The organism is Nocardioides koreensis (assembly GCF_039531775.1).
GTDB lineage: Bacteria > Actinomycetota > Actinomycetes > Propionibacteriales > Nocardioidaceae > Nocardioides > Nocardioides koreensis.
The window spans coordinates 771,295-787,568 of sequence record NZ_BAAAQR010000001.1 but is presented as its reverse complement, the minus strand read 5'-3'; the positions used below and the strand labels follow the sequence as shown (position 1 = coordinate 787,568).

18 protein-coding genes are annotated in these 16,274 nt (G+C 72.0%); 12 read left to right on the top strand and 6 right to left on the bottom strand.

Translation table 11 applies throughout. The features are described 5' to 3' along the window. Nucleotides 1-84 precede the first annotated feature (84 nt). Entirely contained in the window at nt 85-1,386 is a 1,302-nt protein-coding gene (locus ABD268_RS03820; protein ID WP_344147806.1) for an MFS transporter, read from the top strand. Between the two features lie 119 nt (nt 1,387-1,505). On the opposite strand, the gene ABD268_RS03815 is transcribed toward ABD268_RS03820, so the two are convergent. Genes ABD268_RS03815 through ABD268_RS03800 form a run of 4 tightly spaced genes read right to left on the bottom strand, consistent with a single transcriptional unit; the run spans nt 1,506 to nt 5,607 of the window. Further along, complete coding sequence (locus ABD268_RS03815; protein ID WP_344147803.1) at nt 1,506-2,642, bottom strand: sulfotransferase family protein; 1,137 nt, start codon at nt 2,640-2,642, stop codon at nt 1,506-1,508. Between the two features lie 31 nt (nt 2,643-2,673). Continuing rightward, nucleotides 2,674-3,498, bottom strand: a complete 825-nt coding sequence (locus tag ABD268_RS03810; RefSeq protein ID WP_344147800.1) for an SDR family oxidoreductase — start codon at nt 3,496-3,498, stop codon at nt 2,674-2,676. Continuing rightward, nucleotides 3,495-4,718 carry a hypothetical protein gene (locus tag ABD268_RS03805; protein WP_344147798.1) on the bottom strand — a complete coding sequence of 408 codons (1,224 nt, stop codon included), beginning with the start codon at nt 4,716-4,718 and terminating at the stop codon, nt 3,495-3,497. The genes ABD268_RS03810 and ABD268_RS03805 overlap by 4 nt, the downstream gene beginning before the upstream one ends. Before the next feature lies 1 nt (nt 4,719). Beyond that, the gene (locus tag ABD268_RS03800; RefSeq protein WP_344147795.1) at nt 4,720-5,607 is read right to left on the bottom strand and encodes a TIGR03619 family F420-dependent LLM class oxidoreductase; all 888 of its coding nucleotides are present in this window, start codon (nt 5,605-5,607) and stop codon (nt 4,720-4,722) included. A 216-nt stretch (nt 5,608-5,823) separates the two neighbouring features. On the opposite strand from ABD268_RS03800, the gene ABD268_RS03795 reads away from it, so the two are divergent. Continuing rightward, entirely contained in the window at nt 5,824-6,399 is a 576-nt protein-coding gene (locus ABD268_RS03795; RefSeq protein ID WP_344147792.1) for a hypothetical protein, read from the top strand. A gap of 89 nt (nt 6,400-6,488) precedes the next feature. Further along, nucleotides 6,489-7,529: a PP2C family protein-serine/threonine phosphatase gene (locus tag ABD268_RS03790; RefSeq protein ID WP_344147789.1), complete on the top strand. Its 1,041-nt coding sequence runs from the start codon at nt 6,489-6,491 to the stop codon at nt 7,527-7,529. Nucleotides 7,530-7,556: 27 nt separating this feature from the next. Here ABD268_RS03790 and ABD268_RS03785 read toward each other — a convergent pair whose 3' ends face one another. Beyond that, nucleotides 7,557-8,513 carry a DMT family transporter gene (locus tag ABD268_RS03785; RefSeq protein WP_344147786.1) on the bottom strand — a complete coding sequence of 319 codons (957 nt, stop codon included), beginning with the start codon at nt 8,511-8,513 and terminating at the stop codon, nt 7,557-7,559. Between the two features lie 39 nt (nt 8,514-8,552). Here ABD268_RS03785 and ABD268_RS03780 point away from each other — a divergent pair, with 39 nt between their 5' ends. Next, entirely contained in the window at nt 8,553-9,050 is a 498-nt protein-coding gene (locus ABD268_RS03780; protein ID WP_344147783.1) for a MarR family winged helix-turn-helix transcriptional regulator, read from the top strand. 54 nt (nt 9,051-9,104) lie between these two features. Here the strand turns inward: ABD268_RS03780 and ABD268_RS03775 are convergent, their stop codons facing one another. Beyond that, nucleotides 9,105-9,950, bottom strand: a complete 846-nt coding sequence (locus ABD268_RS03775; protein ID WP_344147780.1) for an aldo/keto reductase — start codon at nt 9,948-9,950, stop codon at nt 9,105-9,107. An 87-nt stretch (nt 9,951-10,037) separates the two neighbouring features. On the opposite strand from ABD268_RS03775, the gene ABD268_RS03770 reads away from it, so the two are divergent. The 8 genes from ABD268_RS03770 to ABD268_RS03735 all read left to right on the top strand — a co-directional run bounded on the left by ABD268_RS03770 (nt 10,038) and on the right by ABD268_RS03735 (nt 16,261). Then, the gene (locus tag ABD268_RS03770; protein ID WP_344147777.1) at nt 10,038-10,487 is read left to right on the top strand and encodes an NUDIX hydrolase; all 450 of its coding nucleotides are present in this window, start codon (nt 10,038-10,040) and stop codon (nt 10,485-10,487) included. A 7-nt stretch (nt 10,488-10,494) separates the two neighbouring features. Continuing rightward, nucleotides 10,495-11,295 (top strand): sulfotransferase domain-containing protein, encoded by an 801-nt coding sequence (locus tag ABD268_RS03765; RefSeq protein WP_344147774.1) that lies wholly within the window; start codon nt 10,495-10,497, stop codon nt 11,293-11,295. Nucleotides 11,296-11,369: 74 nt separating this feature from the next. Next, on the top strand, nt 11,370-11,762 hold the full coding sequence (locus ABD268_RS03760) for a GNAT family N-acetyltransferase (RefSeq protein WP_344147770.1): 393 nt from the start codon (nt 11,370-11,372) through the stop codon (nt 11,760-11,762). Nucleotides 11,763-11,978: 216 nt separating this feature from the next. Then, entirely contained in the window at nt 11,979-13,832 is a 1,854-nt protein-coding gene (dnaK, locus tag ABD268_RS03755) for a molecular chaperone DnaK (protein ID WP_344147768.1), read from the top strand. Next, nucleotides 13,829-14,491 (top strand): nucleotide exchange factor GrpE, encoded by a 663-nt coding sequence (gene grpE / locus ABD268_RS03750; protein ID WP_344147766.1) that lies wholly within the window; start codon nt 13,829-13,831, stop codon nt 14,489-14,491. The genes dnaK and grpE overlap by 4 nt, the downstream gene beginning before the upstream one ends. Then, nucleotides 14,488-14,640, top strand: a complete 153-nt coding sequence (locus ABD268_RS03745; protein WP_344147764.1) for a hypothetical protein — start codon at nt 14,488-14,490, stop codon at nt 14,638-14,640. Before grpE ends, ABD268_RS03745 begins: the two co-directional genes overlap by 4 nt. Continuing rightward, nucleotides 14,637-15,809, top strand: coding sequence for a molecular chaperone DnaJ (gene dnaJ / locus ABD268_RS03740; protein ID WP_344147761.1), 1,173 nt, complete (start codon nt 14,637-14,639; stop codon nt 15,807-15,809). Before ABD268_RS03745 ends, dnaJ begins: the two co-directional genes overlap by 4 nt. Continuing rightward, the gene (locus tag ABD268_RS03735) at nt 15,809-16,261 is read left to right on the top strand and encodes a heat shock protein transcriptional repressor HspR (RefSeq protein WP_344147758.1); all 453 of its coding nucleotides are present in this window, start codon (nt 15,809-15,811) and stop codon (nt 16,259-16,261) included. Before dnaJ ends, ABD268_RS03735 begins: the two co-directional genes overlap by 1 nt. Nucleotides 16,262-16,274: the final 13 nt, after the last annotated feature.

Sequence of the window (16,274 nt, the reverse complement as noted above, 5' to 3'; positions counted from 1 at the left end):
CGGCCGCCCGGGGAAAGTGGCCGCGACAAAATCCGGTGCGGGCCGCCGGTGCCCGCTGCCACGATGGGCGCTTGTGATCCACCCATGAGCTGGCGCGAGCGGCTGCGTGCCCTCCGGATGGACGTGACCCCGCTGCGGGAGTCGCGCGACTTCCGGCTGCTGTTCCTCGCCGGGACCGTCTTCTACCTCGGCGGGATGGTGTCGTACGTCGCCATCCCGTACCAGATCTACACGCTGACCGGCTCCAACTTCGCCGTCGGTGCCATCGGCCTGGTCGAGCTGGTCCCGCTCGTGGTGTTCGGGCTGTACGGCGGTGCGCTGGCCGATCACGTGGACCGGCGCAGGTTGCTGATCTGGACCGGTGTCGCCCAGGCGTCGTTCATCGCCGTGCTGGCGGTCAACGCGTTCCGCGACGCCCCCAGCGTGTGGGTGATCTTCGTGGTGTCGGGCTTCCTCGCGTCGTCCTCGTCGCTGCAGCGGCCCTCGCGGGAGGCGCTGATGCCGCGCACCGTGCGCCACGACCAGATCACCGCGGCCAACAACCTCACCAGCCTCGGGATGCAGATCGGCGTCCTCGTCGGGCCGGCGATCGGTGGCCTGCTCGTGGCCTACGTCGGCATCGGCTGGTGCTTCGTGGTGGACATCTGCGGCCTGTCGGTCGCCAGCCTGCTCTACGTCGCGATGCGCCCCTACCCGCACCGCGAGGAGACGACCCCGCCCAGCCTGGCGGGCATCGGGCAGGGCCTGCGCTACGCGTTCTCCCGCCGCGACCTGCTCGGCACCTACCTCGTCGACATCACCGCGATGCTGCTCGCGCTGCCGGTGGTGCTGTTCCCGGCCCTGGCCGAGGAGGTGTTCAGCCGCCCCGAGGTGCTGGGCCTGCTCTACTCCGCCGAGACGGTGGGCGCGCTGCTGGCGACCGCGCTCAGCGGCTGGACCTCCCGGGTGCACCACCACGGACGCGCGATCGTGGTCGCCGCGGCGGCGTACGGCGCCTGCGTCGGGATGGCGGGCCTGATGCCGAGCATCTGGCTGGTGGGTGTCTTCCTGATGCTCTCGGGTGCCGCCGACATGGTGTCCGCGGTCTTCCGCGGCACCGTCTGGAACCAGACGATCCCCGAGAACATGCGCGGCCGGCTGGCCGGCATCGAGATGCTGTCCTACTCCCTCGGCCCGCTGGGCGGCCAGGTCCGGGCCGGTGTGACCGCGGACCTCTGGACGGTCCGCGGCGCGATCGTGAGCGGCGGCTTCGCGTGCGTGGCCGGGGTGGGGGCGACCGCCCTCGCGCTGCGCGACTTCTGGTCGTACGACGCCCGCACCGACGCGCACGCGGTGGCCGAGCGGCGGGCCCGGCAGCTCGCGGGGGAGAGCATCGACCCGGCCTGAGGCCCCTAGGTCCCCAGGCGGGCCGATGCCCCTCGGAGGGACGGCCACGAGTCCACCCGAACGAGGCCGGGAAGTCACGCGATGTCCGCGGAGATACGCACAACCGGGTAGTGCCCCGGTCAGAACGCGGCGCGCACCTCGGCCTCGGTGAGCCCGTAGTCCTCGAGCGAGTAGGTGTGCGCCGGCCGGCGCGCGCCGCGTCGTGACTCGCGGTCGATCGCCTCGACCGCGGCGGCTGCCTCGGGCGTCCAGCCCAGGCCGAAGGCCTCGTAGATCCCACGGGTCGTGCCGACCGGGTCGGCGACGAACGCGGCGTAGTCCACGTCGACGAACTGTGATGGGTCGTACGCCGGCCTCGCGTCGGCGAAGGCGCGCCACGAGCGCGACAGCATGGCGAGCTGGGTCCGGCCGATGGTCTCGCCGACGAACGTCGTGGAGTGCCCGGCCGTCGCCTCGGCCGAGAGCGAGCAGGCCGAGGCGACCGAGGCGACCGGGTCGCGGTGGGTGCAGACGACGAGCGCGTCGGGGTAGACCGCCATCAGCGCGTCCAGGGCGACCAGGTGGGAGGGGTTCTTGAGCACCCACCGCTTGTCGGGGTCGTTCACCCCGATCAGCTGCAGGTTGGCCCGGTGCCGCTCGTAGGCGTCGGTCCAGTCCTGGGCCGCCAGCCAGGCCGAGTAGCGCGGCACGTGCGCCAGCGACTCGAACGAGATCGACTTCCCGGTCTGCCGCAGCAGCCGCCAGCACTCCTCGACCGAGACGGCGTCCATGTAGTGGATCCCCATGAACTCGGGGTGGCTGACGTGGTGCTCGGCGAACGCGGCCTGCATCGCGGCGAAGACCGGGTCGTCGGACCAGGTCTCGCGCGGCGGCCGCGGCTGCGGGAGCTCCGTGAGCCACAGCTCCAGCCCCTGGTGGGCCGGGTCGGCGACGAGCAGCCGGTGCAGCGCCGTGGTGCCGGTGCGGGGGAGGCCGACCACGAAGACCGGTCGCTCGATCGGGACCCCGGCGTACGACGGGTGCTCGGTGAGGCGGGCCTGGGTGAGCAGCCGCCCGACCAGCGCGCTCTTGACCTGCGCGCGCTGGAAGTAGCGGCCCTCGCCGGTCAACCCCGCCTCGGGGGAGGCGAGGTCGTCGACGAGGATCCGCAGCCCCTCCTCGTGCGCGGCGCCCCCGAAGTCGTCGAGCCCCGTGGTGCGCACCGCGGCGGCCGCGATGTCGTCGTAGGACCCGACGTCGTCCCGAACCCGTGCCATGGGCGTCCTCCGTTGATCGAGCCTGTCGAGATCAGTGGTCGTGGAACTCGCCGCAGTCCACGTTGAGCATCGTGCCGGTGACCGCGCTGGCGAGGTCGCTGGCGAGGAGGAGCACGGCCCGGGCGACCTCCTCGGGCAGGGCCAGCCGCTTGAGGTCGGTGGCCGCGGCCTTCTCGGCGTACACCTGCTCGTGCGTGCGGCCGGACTCGCTCGCCAGCCAGTCGAAGTAGGCCTTGTTGACGTCCTCGTAGATGTAGGAGGGGGCCACGCTGTTGACGCGGATGCCCCGCGGGCCGAGCTCGGTCGCGAGCGACGACGCCAGGTGCGCGAGCGTGCCCTTCGAGAGCTTGTAGCCGCTGTACTCGGGCTGGGAGCTGTGCAGCACGCACGAGTTGACCATCACGATCGAGCCCCGGGTCGCGGCCAGCGCGTCGGCGAAGAGCGCCGAGAGCCGCAGCGGTGCGAACACGTTGGTCTCCTGGGCGTCGCGCAGGGCCTGCAGGTCCAGCGTCGTGACCGGGTCCATCGGTGGGATGCCGAAGGCGTTGTTGACCAGGCAGTCCACGCGACCGAGCTCCTCGAGCGCCCGCTCGACGAGCCGGACCCGCTGCCGCTCGTCGGTGATGTCGGTCGGGACGACGAGGGCTCGGCGCCCGTGCGCACGGACCGCCTCGGCCATCTTCTCCAGGCGGCGCTCGGTGCGGCTGACGAGGACGAGGTCGGCGCCCATGCGGGCGGCCTCCTCACCCAGGGCGCGGCCCAGCCCGGGCCCGACGCCGGAGAGCACGACGACCTTGTCCCGCAGCAGGGGAAGGCCCTCGTCGGTCGAGCTTGTCGAGACCACGCTCTCGGTCAACTGAGCATCCTCCGGGCCACGGCGCGCTGCCGGGCCGCGATCCGGGCCGCGTGCTCCTCGGGGCCGACCGCGGTGTGGAACGGCAGCGCCGCCGGGACGGCGGCCAGCTTCATCACCTCGACGGTGGGGCCGTCCGCGGCGCCGAGGTCGCGCTCGAGCCGCTGCCAGCGCAGCATCACCGGACCGGTGCGGTGGCCGGTGGTCTCCAGCCAGTTGGCGACCACGCCCCCCTCGACGCGGGGAGCCCGCTCGGAGACCACGAACCGCATCAGCCCGTCGGGGTCGGTGACCGCCTGGGCCTTGGTCAGCGAGGTCTGGTGGGTCTCGTAGTCGGTCGAGGCGTACCAGTCCGACCCGATCTGGATGGCCTGGTAGGCGCAGTCGGTGCACTCCGGGACGGTGACGACCATCGCCTCGTCGTCGGCCAGCGCGTAGTGGCCGATGGAGGAGCGCTGCGACGCCAGGCCGCCGGGGGTGGCGGCCGGCGCGGTGAGGGTGTTGACCGGCTCCCGGTACTGGAAGAAGTGCGGGAAGGCGAACCAGGTCCGGATCGACCCGGTGAGCAGGCGGCCGGCGATGTCGTACCGCTGCGCGAGCCGCTCGTGGGTGAGCGGCCGGGCAGGTCGCCCGACGCTGTCGGTGCGCTCGATCCAGAGGGTGCCGCGCTCCTCGGTGTCCCAGTCGTTGAAGACCTCGCGCACGATCAGGGTCTTCGCCCCGCCGTCGTAGGGCCCGAGCCGCAGCTCGAAGGTGCCGTCCTCGGCGAGGTCGAGCTCGCGGTCGTCGAAGGCCGCCAGCGACGGCGGTGCGCCGGAGGCGTCGTACCCACCGCCCATCACCTGGAAGGACAGGTCGGCGGTGCTGCCGCGTCGGCCGCGCAGCACGTACTCGACGCCGTCGCGCAGGTAGGCGTGGAAGTAGATCGCGTCGGGGTTGTCGAGGCCCTGCCTGGCGAACTGGTGGGTGGAGTTGATGAGGACCGGCCGGTCCAGGTCGTGGTCGAACGCCAGCTGCAGCGAGGCCCGGATCCGGCCGGCGAGGTAGTCGTAGCCCTCCAGCAGGTCCTGCTCGGTCCGGATGAAGTCGGCGTCCGCGACCAGGCGCTCGGCCTCCTCGACCGCGTCGCGGAACGGCCGGGTCAGGTCGCCACCCTCGCTCGTCGGATCGCCTCCGTCGGTGGTCGGAGCGCTTCCCTCGGTGGTCGAGCCTGTCGAGACCACGTCAGCCGACCTTGCTGATGATCTGCTCGGCATACCGCTCGAGGTGCTCGACCTTCTTCTCCAGCGGCTCGGTGTCCGGCCCCTTGATGTAGGGCACCCGGAACCCCACGATGCAGTCGGTGACGCCCTTCTCCTCGAGGCGCTTGACGCCGTCGGGGTCGTAGGCGTCGTAGGAGATGACGTGCACCTCGAAGTCGTCGCGGGTGTCGCCCTCCTCGCGGCGGATCTCGGCCAGCCGGGCGAGCAGCCGCTCGAGCTCTTCAGCGTCGCCGCCGGCGTGCATCCAGCCGTCGCCCTTGCGTACGGCGCGGCGCAGCGCGGCGTCGGCGTGCCCGCCGACGAGGATCGGGATCGGCTCGGTCGGTGCGGGGCACTGCTTGAGCGGCGGGAAGGAGTAGAACTCCCCGTCGTAGCCGAAGAAGCCCTGCTGGTCCCTGGCCGACGTGAGCCCACGCAGGATGTCGATGCACTCGTCCGTCCGCTTCCCGCGCCGCTCCCACGGGACCCCCATCGCCCGGAAGTCCTCGGGCCACGGGGACAGCCCGACGCCGAGACCGAGCCGGTTGCCCGAGAGGTACGCGATCGAGGCGGCCTGCTTGGCGACCAGCACCGGCGGCCGCACGGGCAGCTTCAGCACGAACGGCGTGAAGCGCAGGGTCGAGGTCACGGCCGCGAGGTGCGTGCAGAGCACCATCGTCTCGAGGAACTCCTTGTCCTCGAGGAACTCCCGGTCGCCGGTGTCGGTGTAGGGGTACGTGGAGTCCGACTCGCGCGGGTAGACCAGGCTGTCGGCCACGGTCATGCTCGTGTAGCCGGCCGCCTCGGCCGCTCGGGCGAGCGGTGCGTAGTAGGTCGCCTGCGTCATCGCCTCGGCGTAGGTGAACCGCATGCCCAGTCCTTCGGTGGTCGAGCCTTCGGTGGTCGAGCCCCAGGCCCTCGGTGGTCGAGCCTGTCGAGACCACACTAGAACGTGTTCCAGTTCTGGGCCAGAGGGTCGCGGACCCGGTCCCCGGGCGCGGCCGGTGGGCACCCGATTGGCCCTGCTTGACCGCGTCCCCGACAATGGGGCGCGACCGGTCCACACGACCAAGGGGTTCACCGCCAGATGGATGATGGAGAAGGACGTCCGGTCCTCACCGGGCTGCTCGCTCTCGTCGGCGTCGCGGTCGCGGTCGGGCTGATCCTCGGCTTCGTGGCCCTGGCCGGCAGCAAGTTCCTCGGGCTGGACAGCGTCTCGGACTCGTCGCAGACGACGGCCGAGCGCTCGATGTACCTGCCCAAGCCGTCGAAGACGCAGCAGCCGTCCGGGCCGCTGATCACCCTCGCCCCCGGCGAGACGCAGGCGCCCTCGAGCAGTGGGTCGGCCACGTCGGGCTCCGACAAGAAGCCGACCAAGAAGAAGACGCCGAAGACGCAGATCTCGCTGTCCGCCGGCCAGACGGCGGTCTCCCCGATGCAGCAGATCGACCTGACCGGTGTCTACCCCGGCGGGGAGGGCGCGATCCTCCAGGTCCAGCGGTTCACCAGCGGGGCCTGGACGGACTTCCCGGTCACCGCCTCGGTCAGCAACGAGACCTTCTCGACCTACGTGCAGACCAGCCAGACCGGGGTGAACCGGTTCCGGGTGGTCGACACCGACACCGGGCTGGAGTCCAACGAGGTCAAGGTCACCATCGGCTGACTCCCGAGGACCCGGGGCTCCGGTGAGCCCGGCGCTACTGTCGAGCGTGCCGGGCCCTGTCCGGCGCACGACGCGGCGAGGAGAGCGACATGACGAACGACCGTTGGTCGGAGCGTCGTGTCCTGACCGCTGCACTCGTCCTTCTCGCGGCCTTCGTGCTGCTCGACGCCGTCCTCTCGGACGTCGTGCTCAGCGCGTCCTACGCGGTCGCCGCGGTGGCCGCCAGTGCTGCGGCGAGCGTCCGTCGTACGGCGGCGGTCGCGCTGCTGGCGCTGGGGCTGGCGGCGCTCGCCGGGTCGTGGAACCACAACTTCGGGTCGCTGGACTGGGAGCTGCGGGTCGCCCTCACGGCCGCCTTCGGTGGCTTCGCCGTCCTGACCGCGTGGATCCGGGTCCGCCGCGAGGCCGCGCTGCGGCACATGACCGTGATCGCGGAGACCGCCCAGCGCGCCCTGCTGCGGGCGATGCCCAACGCCGTCGGCTCGGTGGGGTTCGCGGCGCGCTACGTGTCCGCGACCGAGGAGGCGCTCGTCGGCGGCGACCTCTACGAGGTGGCCGCGAGCCCGTACGGCGTGCGAGTCATCGTCGGCGACGTGCGGGGCAAGGGCCTCGACGCGGTGCAGATGGCCGGGACGGTCCTGGGGGCCTTCCGCCGCTCGGCCTTCACCCAGGAGTCGCTGTCCGCGATCGCGACCGACCTCGATGCCGTGGTCCGGGCGGTCGCCGGTGACGAGGACTTCGTCACCGCCGTGCTCGCCGAGTTCCACGACGACGGCACGGTGACGATGGTGAACTGCGGGCACCACCCGCCCCTGCTGGTCACCGGCGGCAACGTCGTCGACGTGGTCCCCACGGGTGCTCCCGAGCCGCCGCTGGGGCTCGGGCCGGAGCCGCACCCGGTCACCTCGCGGTGGCCGGGCGGCTCCCGGATGTTGATCTACACCGACGGCCTGATCGAGGCGCGGGGCCCTCGGGGCGACTTCTTCCCGCTCTGCGACAACGCCCGGGCGCTGCGTGACGGCAGCCTCGACGAGGCGCTCGACCGCCTGCTGGGCCGGCTGCGCAGCCACGTCGGCGAGGAGGTCGACGACGACATGGCGCTGGTGCTCGTGGAGCGCCGGGCCAGCTGACGACCGCCGTCCGTCGCCGCGCCGGCCTCAGGCGGCCGGAACGGTGCGCCGCCGGTCCTCGGTGACCGGCGCGCCCTCCTGCCGCAGCCCCGCCACCGGGCGCGCGGTGCGTGCGGGACGCAGGCGCAGCGCGGCCTGCACCGCGGGCTGGCCGGCGAGGACACCCCCGAGCACCAGGACCATGCCCACTGCCTGCGCCCAGCCGAAGAGCTCGCCGGCGAACGCGACCCCCAGCAGGGTCCCGACGACCGGGTTCACCAGCCCGATGAGCGACACCACGCCGGCGGGCATGCCGGCCAGGCCGCGGAACCAGCAGTAGTAGGCGAGCCCGGTCCCGACCACCGCGAGCCACAGGAAGCCGCCCAGGGCGGGCAGGTCGAGCGCGGGCGGCGCCCCCTCGACCAGCAGGGCCGCCGGGAGCAGCGCCAGCCCGCCGGCGACCAGCTGCCAGGACACCAGGGTCAGGTTGTCCACCGGCGCCCGCCAGCGCTTGACCAGCACGTAGCCCAGGGCCGAGACCAGCACCGAGCCGAAGGCGGCGGCCAGGCCGACCGTGTCGACGTGACCGGGGGAGCGCAGCACGAGCAGCGCCACGCCCAGCGCGCCCACCACGGCGGCGCCCACGCGGGCCCAGCCGGGCCGCTCGCCGAGGCCGGGCCAGGCCAGCGCCATGGTCACCATCGGCGCCGACGCCTGGAGCGTGGCCGCCAGGCCGCCGGGCAAGTGGTAGGCGGCGAGGAAGATCAGCGGGAAGAACATCCCGATGTTGAGGATGCCGAGGACGACCGCGCGCCACCACCAGCCGCCCGTCGGCAACCGGCGGCGCAGGGCGAGCAGCACGAGGCCGACCGGCAGCGCCCGGACCACGGCGGCGAAGAGCGGCCGGTCCGGCGGCAGGAACGTCTCGGTGACGAGGTACGTCGAGCCCCAGGCCACGGGGGCGACCGCGGTGAGGAGCGCGAGGCGCGCCTGATTAGTTTCCATGGAAAGCATAATAGTTTCTTCGGAAGGTATATTCCGCCCATGGTGAGCGATCTCGATCACGTCGGACGGGTGATGGCGCAGTGGCACGAGGCGCGGCCCGACCTCGACGTCTCCCCGCAGGGCGTCATCGGCCGGCTGCACCGCCTCGCGGCCCGGCTCACCGAGGAGCTGGTCGCCGTCTACGGACAGTTCGGGCTGGGCGAGGGCGAGTTCGACGTCCTGGCCACGCTGCGGCGCGCGGGCGCGCCGTACGAGCTGGCGCCCGGCGAGCTCGCCGCCTGGACGATGGTGTCCTCGGGTGCGGTGACCAAGCGGGTGGACCGCTGCGTCGAGCAGGGCTGGGTCACCCGGCGGCACTCGGACCGGGACGCCCGGGGCCGGGTCGTCGCGCTCACCGACGCCGGGCGTGAGCTCATCGACCGCGCCTTCGAGGCGCACATGGCCAACGAGCACCGGCTGCTGGCGACCCTCGGCGAACGGCAGAGGGCCCAGCTCGCACACCTGCTGGAGGTGTGGGGCCGGGCCCTCGACGCCTGAGCGTCGTGTGACTCACGGTGCGCGCACGCGCACGCGTGGCCGCACGACCCGGGGTCAGTCGGGGATGTAGTCGAACGTGTCCGGGTTCGGGCCGTTGCGACCGTCCTCGCCGCGGTCGAGCGCGGCGATCCCCGCGACCTCGTCCTGGGTGAGCGTGAAGTCGAAGATGTCGAAGTTCTCGCGCATCCGCTCCTCCTTCACCGACTTCGGGAAGACGATGTCGCCCCGCTCGACGTGCCAGCGCAGGGTCACCTGCGACGCGGTCTTGCCGTAGTCCGCGCCGATCTTGTTGATGACCTCGTCGTCGAGCACCTTGCCCTGCGCGATCGGGGACCAGGCCTCGACCTCGACACCGTGCCGGATGGAGGCGGCGCGCGCCTCCTCGTTGGTGAAGTAGGGGTGGACCTCGATCTGGTTGACCGCCGGCACCACGCCGGTCTCGGAGATGATCCGGTCGAGGTGCGCGGGCTGGAAGTTGGAGACGCCGATCGAGGTGGCGCGGCCGTCCTCGACGAACTCCGCCAGCGTCTTCCAGGTCGACACGAAGTCGCCGTCGTAGAGCGTCGGCAGCGGCCAGTGGATGAGGAAGAGGTCGATCCGGTCCAGGCCGAGCGCGCCCAGCGTCTCGTCGAAGGCGCGGCGGGCGTCGTCGGGGCTGTGGAAGCCGTTGTTGAGCTTGCTGGTGACGTAGAGCTCGTCGCGGGCGATGCCGGAGGCCGCGATCGCCTCGCCGACACCCTTCTCGTTCTGGTACATCTCCGCGGTGTCGATGTGGCGGTAGCCGACCTCGAACGCCTTGCTCACGGTCGCCGCGGTCTCCTCCGGCGGGACCTGGAAGACGCCGAAGCCGAGCTGCGGGATGGTCGTCTGGTTGTTCAGGGTGATCGTGGGAACGCTCATGGAGGGCATGACAACCACCGTGGACCAACTATTCCGGTCCGTCGAACCCGATTGCGGTGCCCACGCGGGGCCTGTGAGCCTTGGCACGTGGACTACTCCGAGTACGACACCCGGCTGGCGGCCTACGCGGTGATCGTCGACGACCGCGACCGCATCCTGCTCGCCCTCTGGAACGAGGCGGACGAGAGGCAGTGGACGATGCCCGGTGGGGGTGTGGAGCTGCACGAGAGCGTCGAGGAGGCGGTCGTGCGCGAGCTGCGCGAGGAGACCGGGTACGACGTGTCGCTCGGCCGGCTGCTCGGCGTCGACACCCATGTCGTCCCGGCCGAGGAGCGCCGCCTGCCCACCGGCCGGCCGCTCCGGGGCGTGCGGGTGCTCTTCGAGGCGCAGGTCGTGGGCGGCGAGCTCACCTTCGAGATCGACGGCACCACCGACGAGGCCCGCTGGATCCCGCTCGCCGAGGTGTCCTCGCTGACGCGGGTGGCCCTGGTCGACGTGGCGCTCGGCCTGCTGGCCGGCCGCGAGGCGCAGCGGTGACCCCGCGGTGACCCCGCGGCGCTACACCTCGGTCGAGGAGGACAGTGGTCGCTGGACGCGGTTCCCGTTCCGCGACGGCGACATCGTCGTCAGCACCCGCTCCAAGAGCGGCACCACCTGGATGCAGCAGATCTGCCTCTCCCTGGTGCACGGGACCCCGGACCTGCCCGCGCCGCTGTCCGAGCTGTCGCCCTGGGTGGACTGGCTGGTCGAGTCCGAGGAGTCGCTGTTCGCCCGTCTCGCGCGGCAACCCGGCCGGCGCGTGCTCAAGACCCACACGCCGCTCGACGGCGTGGTGCTCGACCCGGGCGCGTCGTACGTCGTGGTGGTCCGGGACCCCCTCGACATGGCGGTCTCGATGTACCACCAGGGCGCCAACCTCGACCGGCAGCGCGTCGCCGAGCTGTCCGGCCGTCCGGTGCGGACGCCGCCCCCGCGCCCCGAGCTGCCGGTGTGGCTGGCGGCGTGGACCCGGGCGGAGGCCGACCCGGTCGCGTCGACGGACTCGCTGCCGGGCGTGGTCCGGCACACCGCCGACGCGTGTGCCCGGCGGGGCGCCGGCAACGTGCACGTCGTGCGCTACGAGGACCTGGCCGCGGACCTCGAGACGCAGATGCGCCGGCTCGCGGACCTGCTGGGCATCGCGGTCGCGGCCTCCCGGTGGCCGGCCCTGGTCGACGGGGCCGGCTTCGCCGCGATGCGGGCCGCGGCCGACCGGCGGGTGCCGGACACGCGAGGGGTGCTCCGCGACCCGCAAGCCTTCTTCCGCCGGGGACGGCCCGGCGCGGGCCGCGAGGTGCTCGCCTGACCGAGTCGTGCGGCCAGGGGTGCGCTCCGGCGCCCGGTGGACCGCACGACCCGTAGGTGGTTAGCGTCCGGGGCATGGCCACCGTCGACATCCGGCCCTTCGAGCGCCGCGACGCCGCGGAGATCGCCCGGCTCTCGACGACCGTGCAGTGGCCCTCGCTCACCGACCCGGCCGTGGTCGAGCGGGTCTGCACCGCGCCCGGCGCGGTCGCCTACGTCGCCGAGGAGGACGGCCGGGTCGTGGGCTGGGCCCAGGCGCTCGGCGACGGCGTGCTCCAGTCGCACCTCGGGTTCGTGGCCGTGCACCCCGGCGCGCGCCGCCGGGGCATCGCCCGGCTGCTCGTCGTCGCGACCTTCCAGGCGACGCGCACCCTGCGGATGGACCTGATCACCGACTCCGCGGACGGGTTCTACGAGAGCTTCGCCCACAAGCGGATGTCCGGCTACCGGATCTACCCCGGCGCCTGACGAGTCGCGCGGGTGAGGTGCGCCGGGGCGCACGCCGGACCGCGCGAACCGCAGGAATTGGTGGGGCGGACCGGGAACATCTGGGTGGAGTCCGTGCGTTGAGCCCCATGAACAGAGTTGAGTTGATCCGACTCAACTTGTTTGCCAGACTCACCGTCCGCGGCGCAGGATGGCGTCCACCAGACTTAGCAGTCCAACAAGCGGAGGTAACAACCCATGGCACGTGCGGTCGGCATCGACCTCGGCACGACGAACAGCGTCGTCGCCGTCCTCGAGGGTGGCGAACCCACCGTCATCGCAAACGCAGAAGGCGCCCGCACCACCCCGTCCGTGGTCGCGTTCGCCAAGTCCGGCGAGGTGCTCGTCGGCGAGGTCGCCAAGCGCCAGGCGGTCACCAACGTCGACCGGACCATTCGCTCGGTCAAGCGCCACATGGGCACCGACTGGGACGTGAAGATCGACGAGAAGTCCTTCACCCCCCAGCAGATCAGCGCGTTCGTGCTGCAGAAGCTCAAGCGCGACGCCGAGGCCTACCTCGGTGAGCCCGTCACGGATGCCGTGATCACGGTGCCGGCGTACTTCTCCGACGCGCAGCGCCAGGCCACCAAAGAGGCCGGTGAGATCGCGGGCCTCAACGTCTCGCGCATCGTCAACGAGCCCACCGCGGCCGCGCTGGCCTACGGCCTCGACAAGGGCGACGACCAGACCATCCTCGTCTTCGACCTCGGTGGCGGCACCTTCGACGTGTCCCTGCTCGAGATCGGCGAGGGCGTCGTCGAGGTGAAGGCCACCTCGGGTGACAACCACCTCGGTGGTGACGACTGGGACAACCGGGTCGTCGAGTGGATGGTCACCAAGTTCAAGTCCTCCAACAACGTCGACCTCGGCGCGGACAAGATCGCCAAGCAGCGCCTCCAGGAGGCCGCGGAGAAGGCGAAGATCGAGCTGTCCTCCTCGAGCGAGACCACGATCCACCTGCCCTACATCACGCACGGCGAGTCCGGCCCGCTGCACTTCGAGGAGAAGCTCACCCGCAGCGAGTTCCAGAAGCTCACCTCCGACCTGCTCGACCGCACCCGCGAGCCGTTCAAGTCGGTGCTCAAGGACGGCGGCGTCGCGGTCAAGGACATCGACCACGTGGTGCTCGTCGGTGGCTCGACCCGCATGCCCGCGGTGACCGAGGTGGTCAAGGAGCTGCTCGGCGGGAAGGAGCCCAACAAGGGCGTCAACCCCGACGAGGTCGTCGCCGTCGGTGCGGCCCTCCAGGCCGGCGTCCTCAAGGGCGAGGTCAAGGACGTGCTGCTGCTCGACGTCACCCCGCTCTCCCTCGGCATCGAGACCAAGGGCGGCGTGATGACCAACCTGATCGAGCGCAACACCACGATCCCGACCAAGCGCTCGGAGATCTTCACCACAGCCGACGACAACCAGCCGTCGGTGGAGATCAAGGTCGCCCAGGGCGAGCGCCAGATGTGGGCGCAGAACCAGCCGCTCGGCAACTTCGAGCTGACCGGCCTGCCCCCGGCTCCCCGCGGCGTCCCGAAGATCGAGGTCACCTTCGACATCGACGCCAACGGCATCGTGCACGTCTCCGCCAAGGACCAGGGCTCCGGCAAGGAGCAGTCCATGACGATCTCCGGCGGCTCGGCGCTCGGCAAGGACGAGATCGACCGCATGGTCCGCGAGGCCGAGCAGTACGCCGAGGAGGACGCCAAGCGTCGCGAGGCCGTCGAGAGCCGCAACCAGGCCGACTCGCTGGTCTACTCGACCGAGAAGTTCCTCGGCGAGAACGGCGACAAGATCCCCGAGGACGTCAAGACCGAGGTCCAGGCCGACGTCGACGCGCTGAAGGCGACGCTGGAGAACGCCGAGGCCTCGGCCGAGGAGATCCAGGCCGGCGTCACCAAGCTCGGTGAGTCCAGCCAGAAGATGGGCGCGGCCATGTACGCCGCCGCCGAGGCCGACTCGGCCGCCGCGGGTGGCACCACCGGTGCCTCCGGCGAGGCCGACGAGGACGTCGTGGACGCCGAGATCATCGACGAGGACACCACGGAGGGCGACAGCAAGTGACGGACTCCCGACCCGAGTCGGGCGTCACCTCCGAGGGGGAGCCGCACACCACGGCTCCCCCCGCGGAGGGGGCTCCGGCTCCCGAACCGACCGACGGCCAGGCCGCCCAGCGCGGCGCCGCACAGTCCGGCTTCGGTGACGCCGCGGCCGAGATGGCGAACGAGACCGAGGTCGAGTCCCCCGCCGAGGGGGCCGAGTCGGGCGACGTCGAGCTCGAGGACGACCTGTCCCGGGCGAAGCGTGACCTGGTCGACCTGACCACCGACCTGCAGCGGCTGCAGGCCGAGTACCTCAACTACAAGCGCCGCGTGGAGCGCGACCGCGAGCTGATCCGCGAGAACGCGACGTACGCCGCGCTGGCGCCGATCGTCGAGGTGCTCGACACGATCGACCGGGCCCGTGAGCACGGGGACGTCGACGGCGGCTTCAAGGCGGTGGCCGACCAGCTCGAGCGGATCGTCACCGGGCTCGGGCTGACCAAGTTCGGGTCCGTCGGCGACCCGTTCGACCCGAGCCTGCACGAGGCGCTCTCGCACATCGGCGAGGATGCCGAGGTGACCGTGACCACGTGCAAGGTGATCGCCAAGGCGGGCTACCGCATCGGCGACCGGGTGGTCCGTGCCGCCCAGGTGCTCGTGGTCGACCCCGCGGGCGCGTGATCTCGACAGGCTCGATCACCGAAGCCGGCTCGATCACCGGGGCCGGCTCGATCACCGGGGCCGGCTCGATCACCGGGGCCGGCTCGATCACCGAAGCCGGCTCGATCACCGGAGCAGACAGGGACGAGGGAGAGGGGGTGCGCGGATGAGTGCCACCGAAGGAATGCGGGCCGACTGGGCCAACAAGGACTTCTACGCCGAGCTCGGCGTGAAGAAGGACGCGACGGCCGAGGAGATCAAGAAGGCCTACCGGAAGCTGGCACGCGCCAACCACCCCGACTCCCACCCCGGGGACACCGCCAAGCACGAGAAGTTCAAGAAGGTCGCCGAGGCCTACGACGTCGTCGGCGACGCCGGCAAGCGCAAGAAGTACGACGAGATGCGCGAGCTCTACTCCGGCGGCTTCCGGGGCGGTTTCCCCGGTGGCGGCGGTGGTGGTGGCACCGGCGGGTTCGACCTCAACGACCTGCTGCGCGACCGCGCCGGCGGCGGGGGTGGCTTCGGCGACATGTTCGGGGACCTCTTCGGCGGTGGCCGGGGCCGGACCCAGCAGCGCCGGCCGCAGAAGGGCGCCGACGTCGAGACCACCGCGACGATCAGCTTCACCGATGCCCTCGAGGGCGTCACGATCTCGCTGCGACTGACCTCGGACGCGCCGTGCCCGGACTGCTCGGGCACCGGCGGCAAGCCCGGCACCAAGCCGCACGTCTGCCCCGAGTGCGACGGCGCCGGCTTCGTGGTCGCCTCCGTCGGCGGCGCCTTCTCGATGAACGAGACCTGCCCGGCCTGCGGTGGGCGCCAGCTCGTGTACGACGAGCCGTGCCCCACCTGCCAGGGCAGCGGCCGGGGCATGTCCGCACGGTCCATCCAGGCACGCATCCCCGCCGGGGTGAAGGACGGCCAGAAGATCCGGCTGCGCGGCAAGGGCGCGGCGGGGGAGAACGGCGGCCCGGCCGGTGACCTGTTCGTCACCGTCAAGGTCTCCCCACACCGGATCTTCAGCCGGAAGGGCGACAACCTGACCCTCGACGTGCCGGTCTCCTTCGACGAGGCCGCGCTCGGCGCGGAGATCAAGATCCCCACCCTGGCGGGCTCGCCGGTCACCCTGAAGATCCCGGCCGGCACCCCCAACGGGCGCACCTTCCGGGTGCGCGGCAAGGGTGCGCGCAAGAGCGACGGCACGATGGGGGACCTGCTGGCCACGGTGGAGGTCCAGGTGCCCGCGGTGCTCGACACCGCGGCCCGTGAGGCGGTCGAGGCCTACCGGGCCGCGACCGCTGGGAAGCCGCTGCGCGCGAACCTCTTCGAGGCGTCGTGATGCCGGCCGGCGCGCGGGACTTCCGGGCCCCCGGGCCCGACACGGCGGTCTACGTCATCAGCGTCGCCGCCGAGCTGACCGGCCTCCACCCGCAGACCCTGCGCACCTACGAGCGGCTCGGCCTGGTCACGCCGGGCCGCACCGGCGGCGGGGGTCGCCGCTACTCGCACCGCGACATCGAGCGGCTGCGCGAGATCGCCGAGCTCAGCTCGGCCGGCATCGGGCTCGAGGGCGTGCGCCGGATCCTCGACCTGCAGAACCGGGCCACCGCGCTGGCGCAGCGCAACGAGGAGCTCGTCGCCGAGCTCGAGGCCACGCGGGAGGCGCTGCGCCAGGCGCTGGCCACGCTACGTAGGGACGTGACGGCGGGCGCCGTCACCAACAAGCTGCCGGTGCTGCGCCAGCCGGCCCCCGGCGCCTCCATGGTGGTGTGGCGCCGCAACGGCCGGTAAGCCGGGCGGTCCC

Bases quoted from the DNA above. Each gene is read 5' to 3' on its own strand.
- ABD268_RS03735 (WP_344147758.1), top strand. From the start codon at position 15,809: ATGCCGGCCGGCGCGCGGGACTTCCGGGCCCCCGGGCCCGACACGGCG.
- ABD268_RS03790 (WP_344147789.1), top strand. From the start codon at position 6,489: ATGACGAACGACCGTTGGTCGGAGCGTCGTGTCCTGACCGCTGCACTC.
- dnaK (WP_344147768.1), top strand. From the start codon at position 11,979: ATGGCACGTGCGGTCGGCATCGACCTCGGCACGACGAACAGCGTCGTC.
- ABD268_RS03820 (WP_344147806.1), top strand. From the start codon at position 85: ATGAGCTGGCGCGAGCGGCTGCGTGCCCTCCGGATGGACGTGACCCCG.
- ABD268_RS03775 (WP_344147780.1), bottom strand. From the start codon at position 9,950: ATGAGCGTTCCCACGATCACCCTGAACAACCAGACGACCATCCCGCAG.
- ABD268_RS03795 (WP_344147792.1), top strand. From the start codon at position 5,824: ATGGATGATGGAGAAGGACGTCCGGTCCTCACCGGGCTGCTCGCTCTC.
- dnaJ (WP_344147761.1), top strand. From the start codon at position 14,637: ATGAGTGCCACCGAAGGAATGCGGGCCGACTGGGCCAACAAGGACTTC.
- ABD268_RS03780 (WP_344147783.1), top strand. From the start codon at position 8,553: ATGGTGAGCGATCTCGATCACGTCGGACGGGTGATGGCGCAGTGGCAC.
- ABD268_RS03800 (WP_344147795.1), bottom strand. From the start codon at position 5,607: ATGCGGTTCACCTACGCCGAGGCGATGACGCAGGCGACCTACTACGCA.
- ABD268_RS03760 (WP_344147770.1), top strand. From the start codon at position 11,370: ATGGCCACCGTCGACATCCGGCCCTTCGAGCGCCGCGACGCCGCGGAG.
- ABD268_RS03785 (WP_344147786.1), bottom strand. From the start codon at position 8,513: ATGGAAACTAATCAGGCGCGCCTCGCGCTCCTCACCGCGGTCGCCCCC.
- ABD268_RS03815 (WP_344147803.1), bottom strand. From the start codon at position 2,642: ATGGCACGGGTTCGGGACGACGTCGGGTCCTACGACGACATCGCGGCC.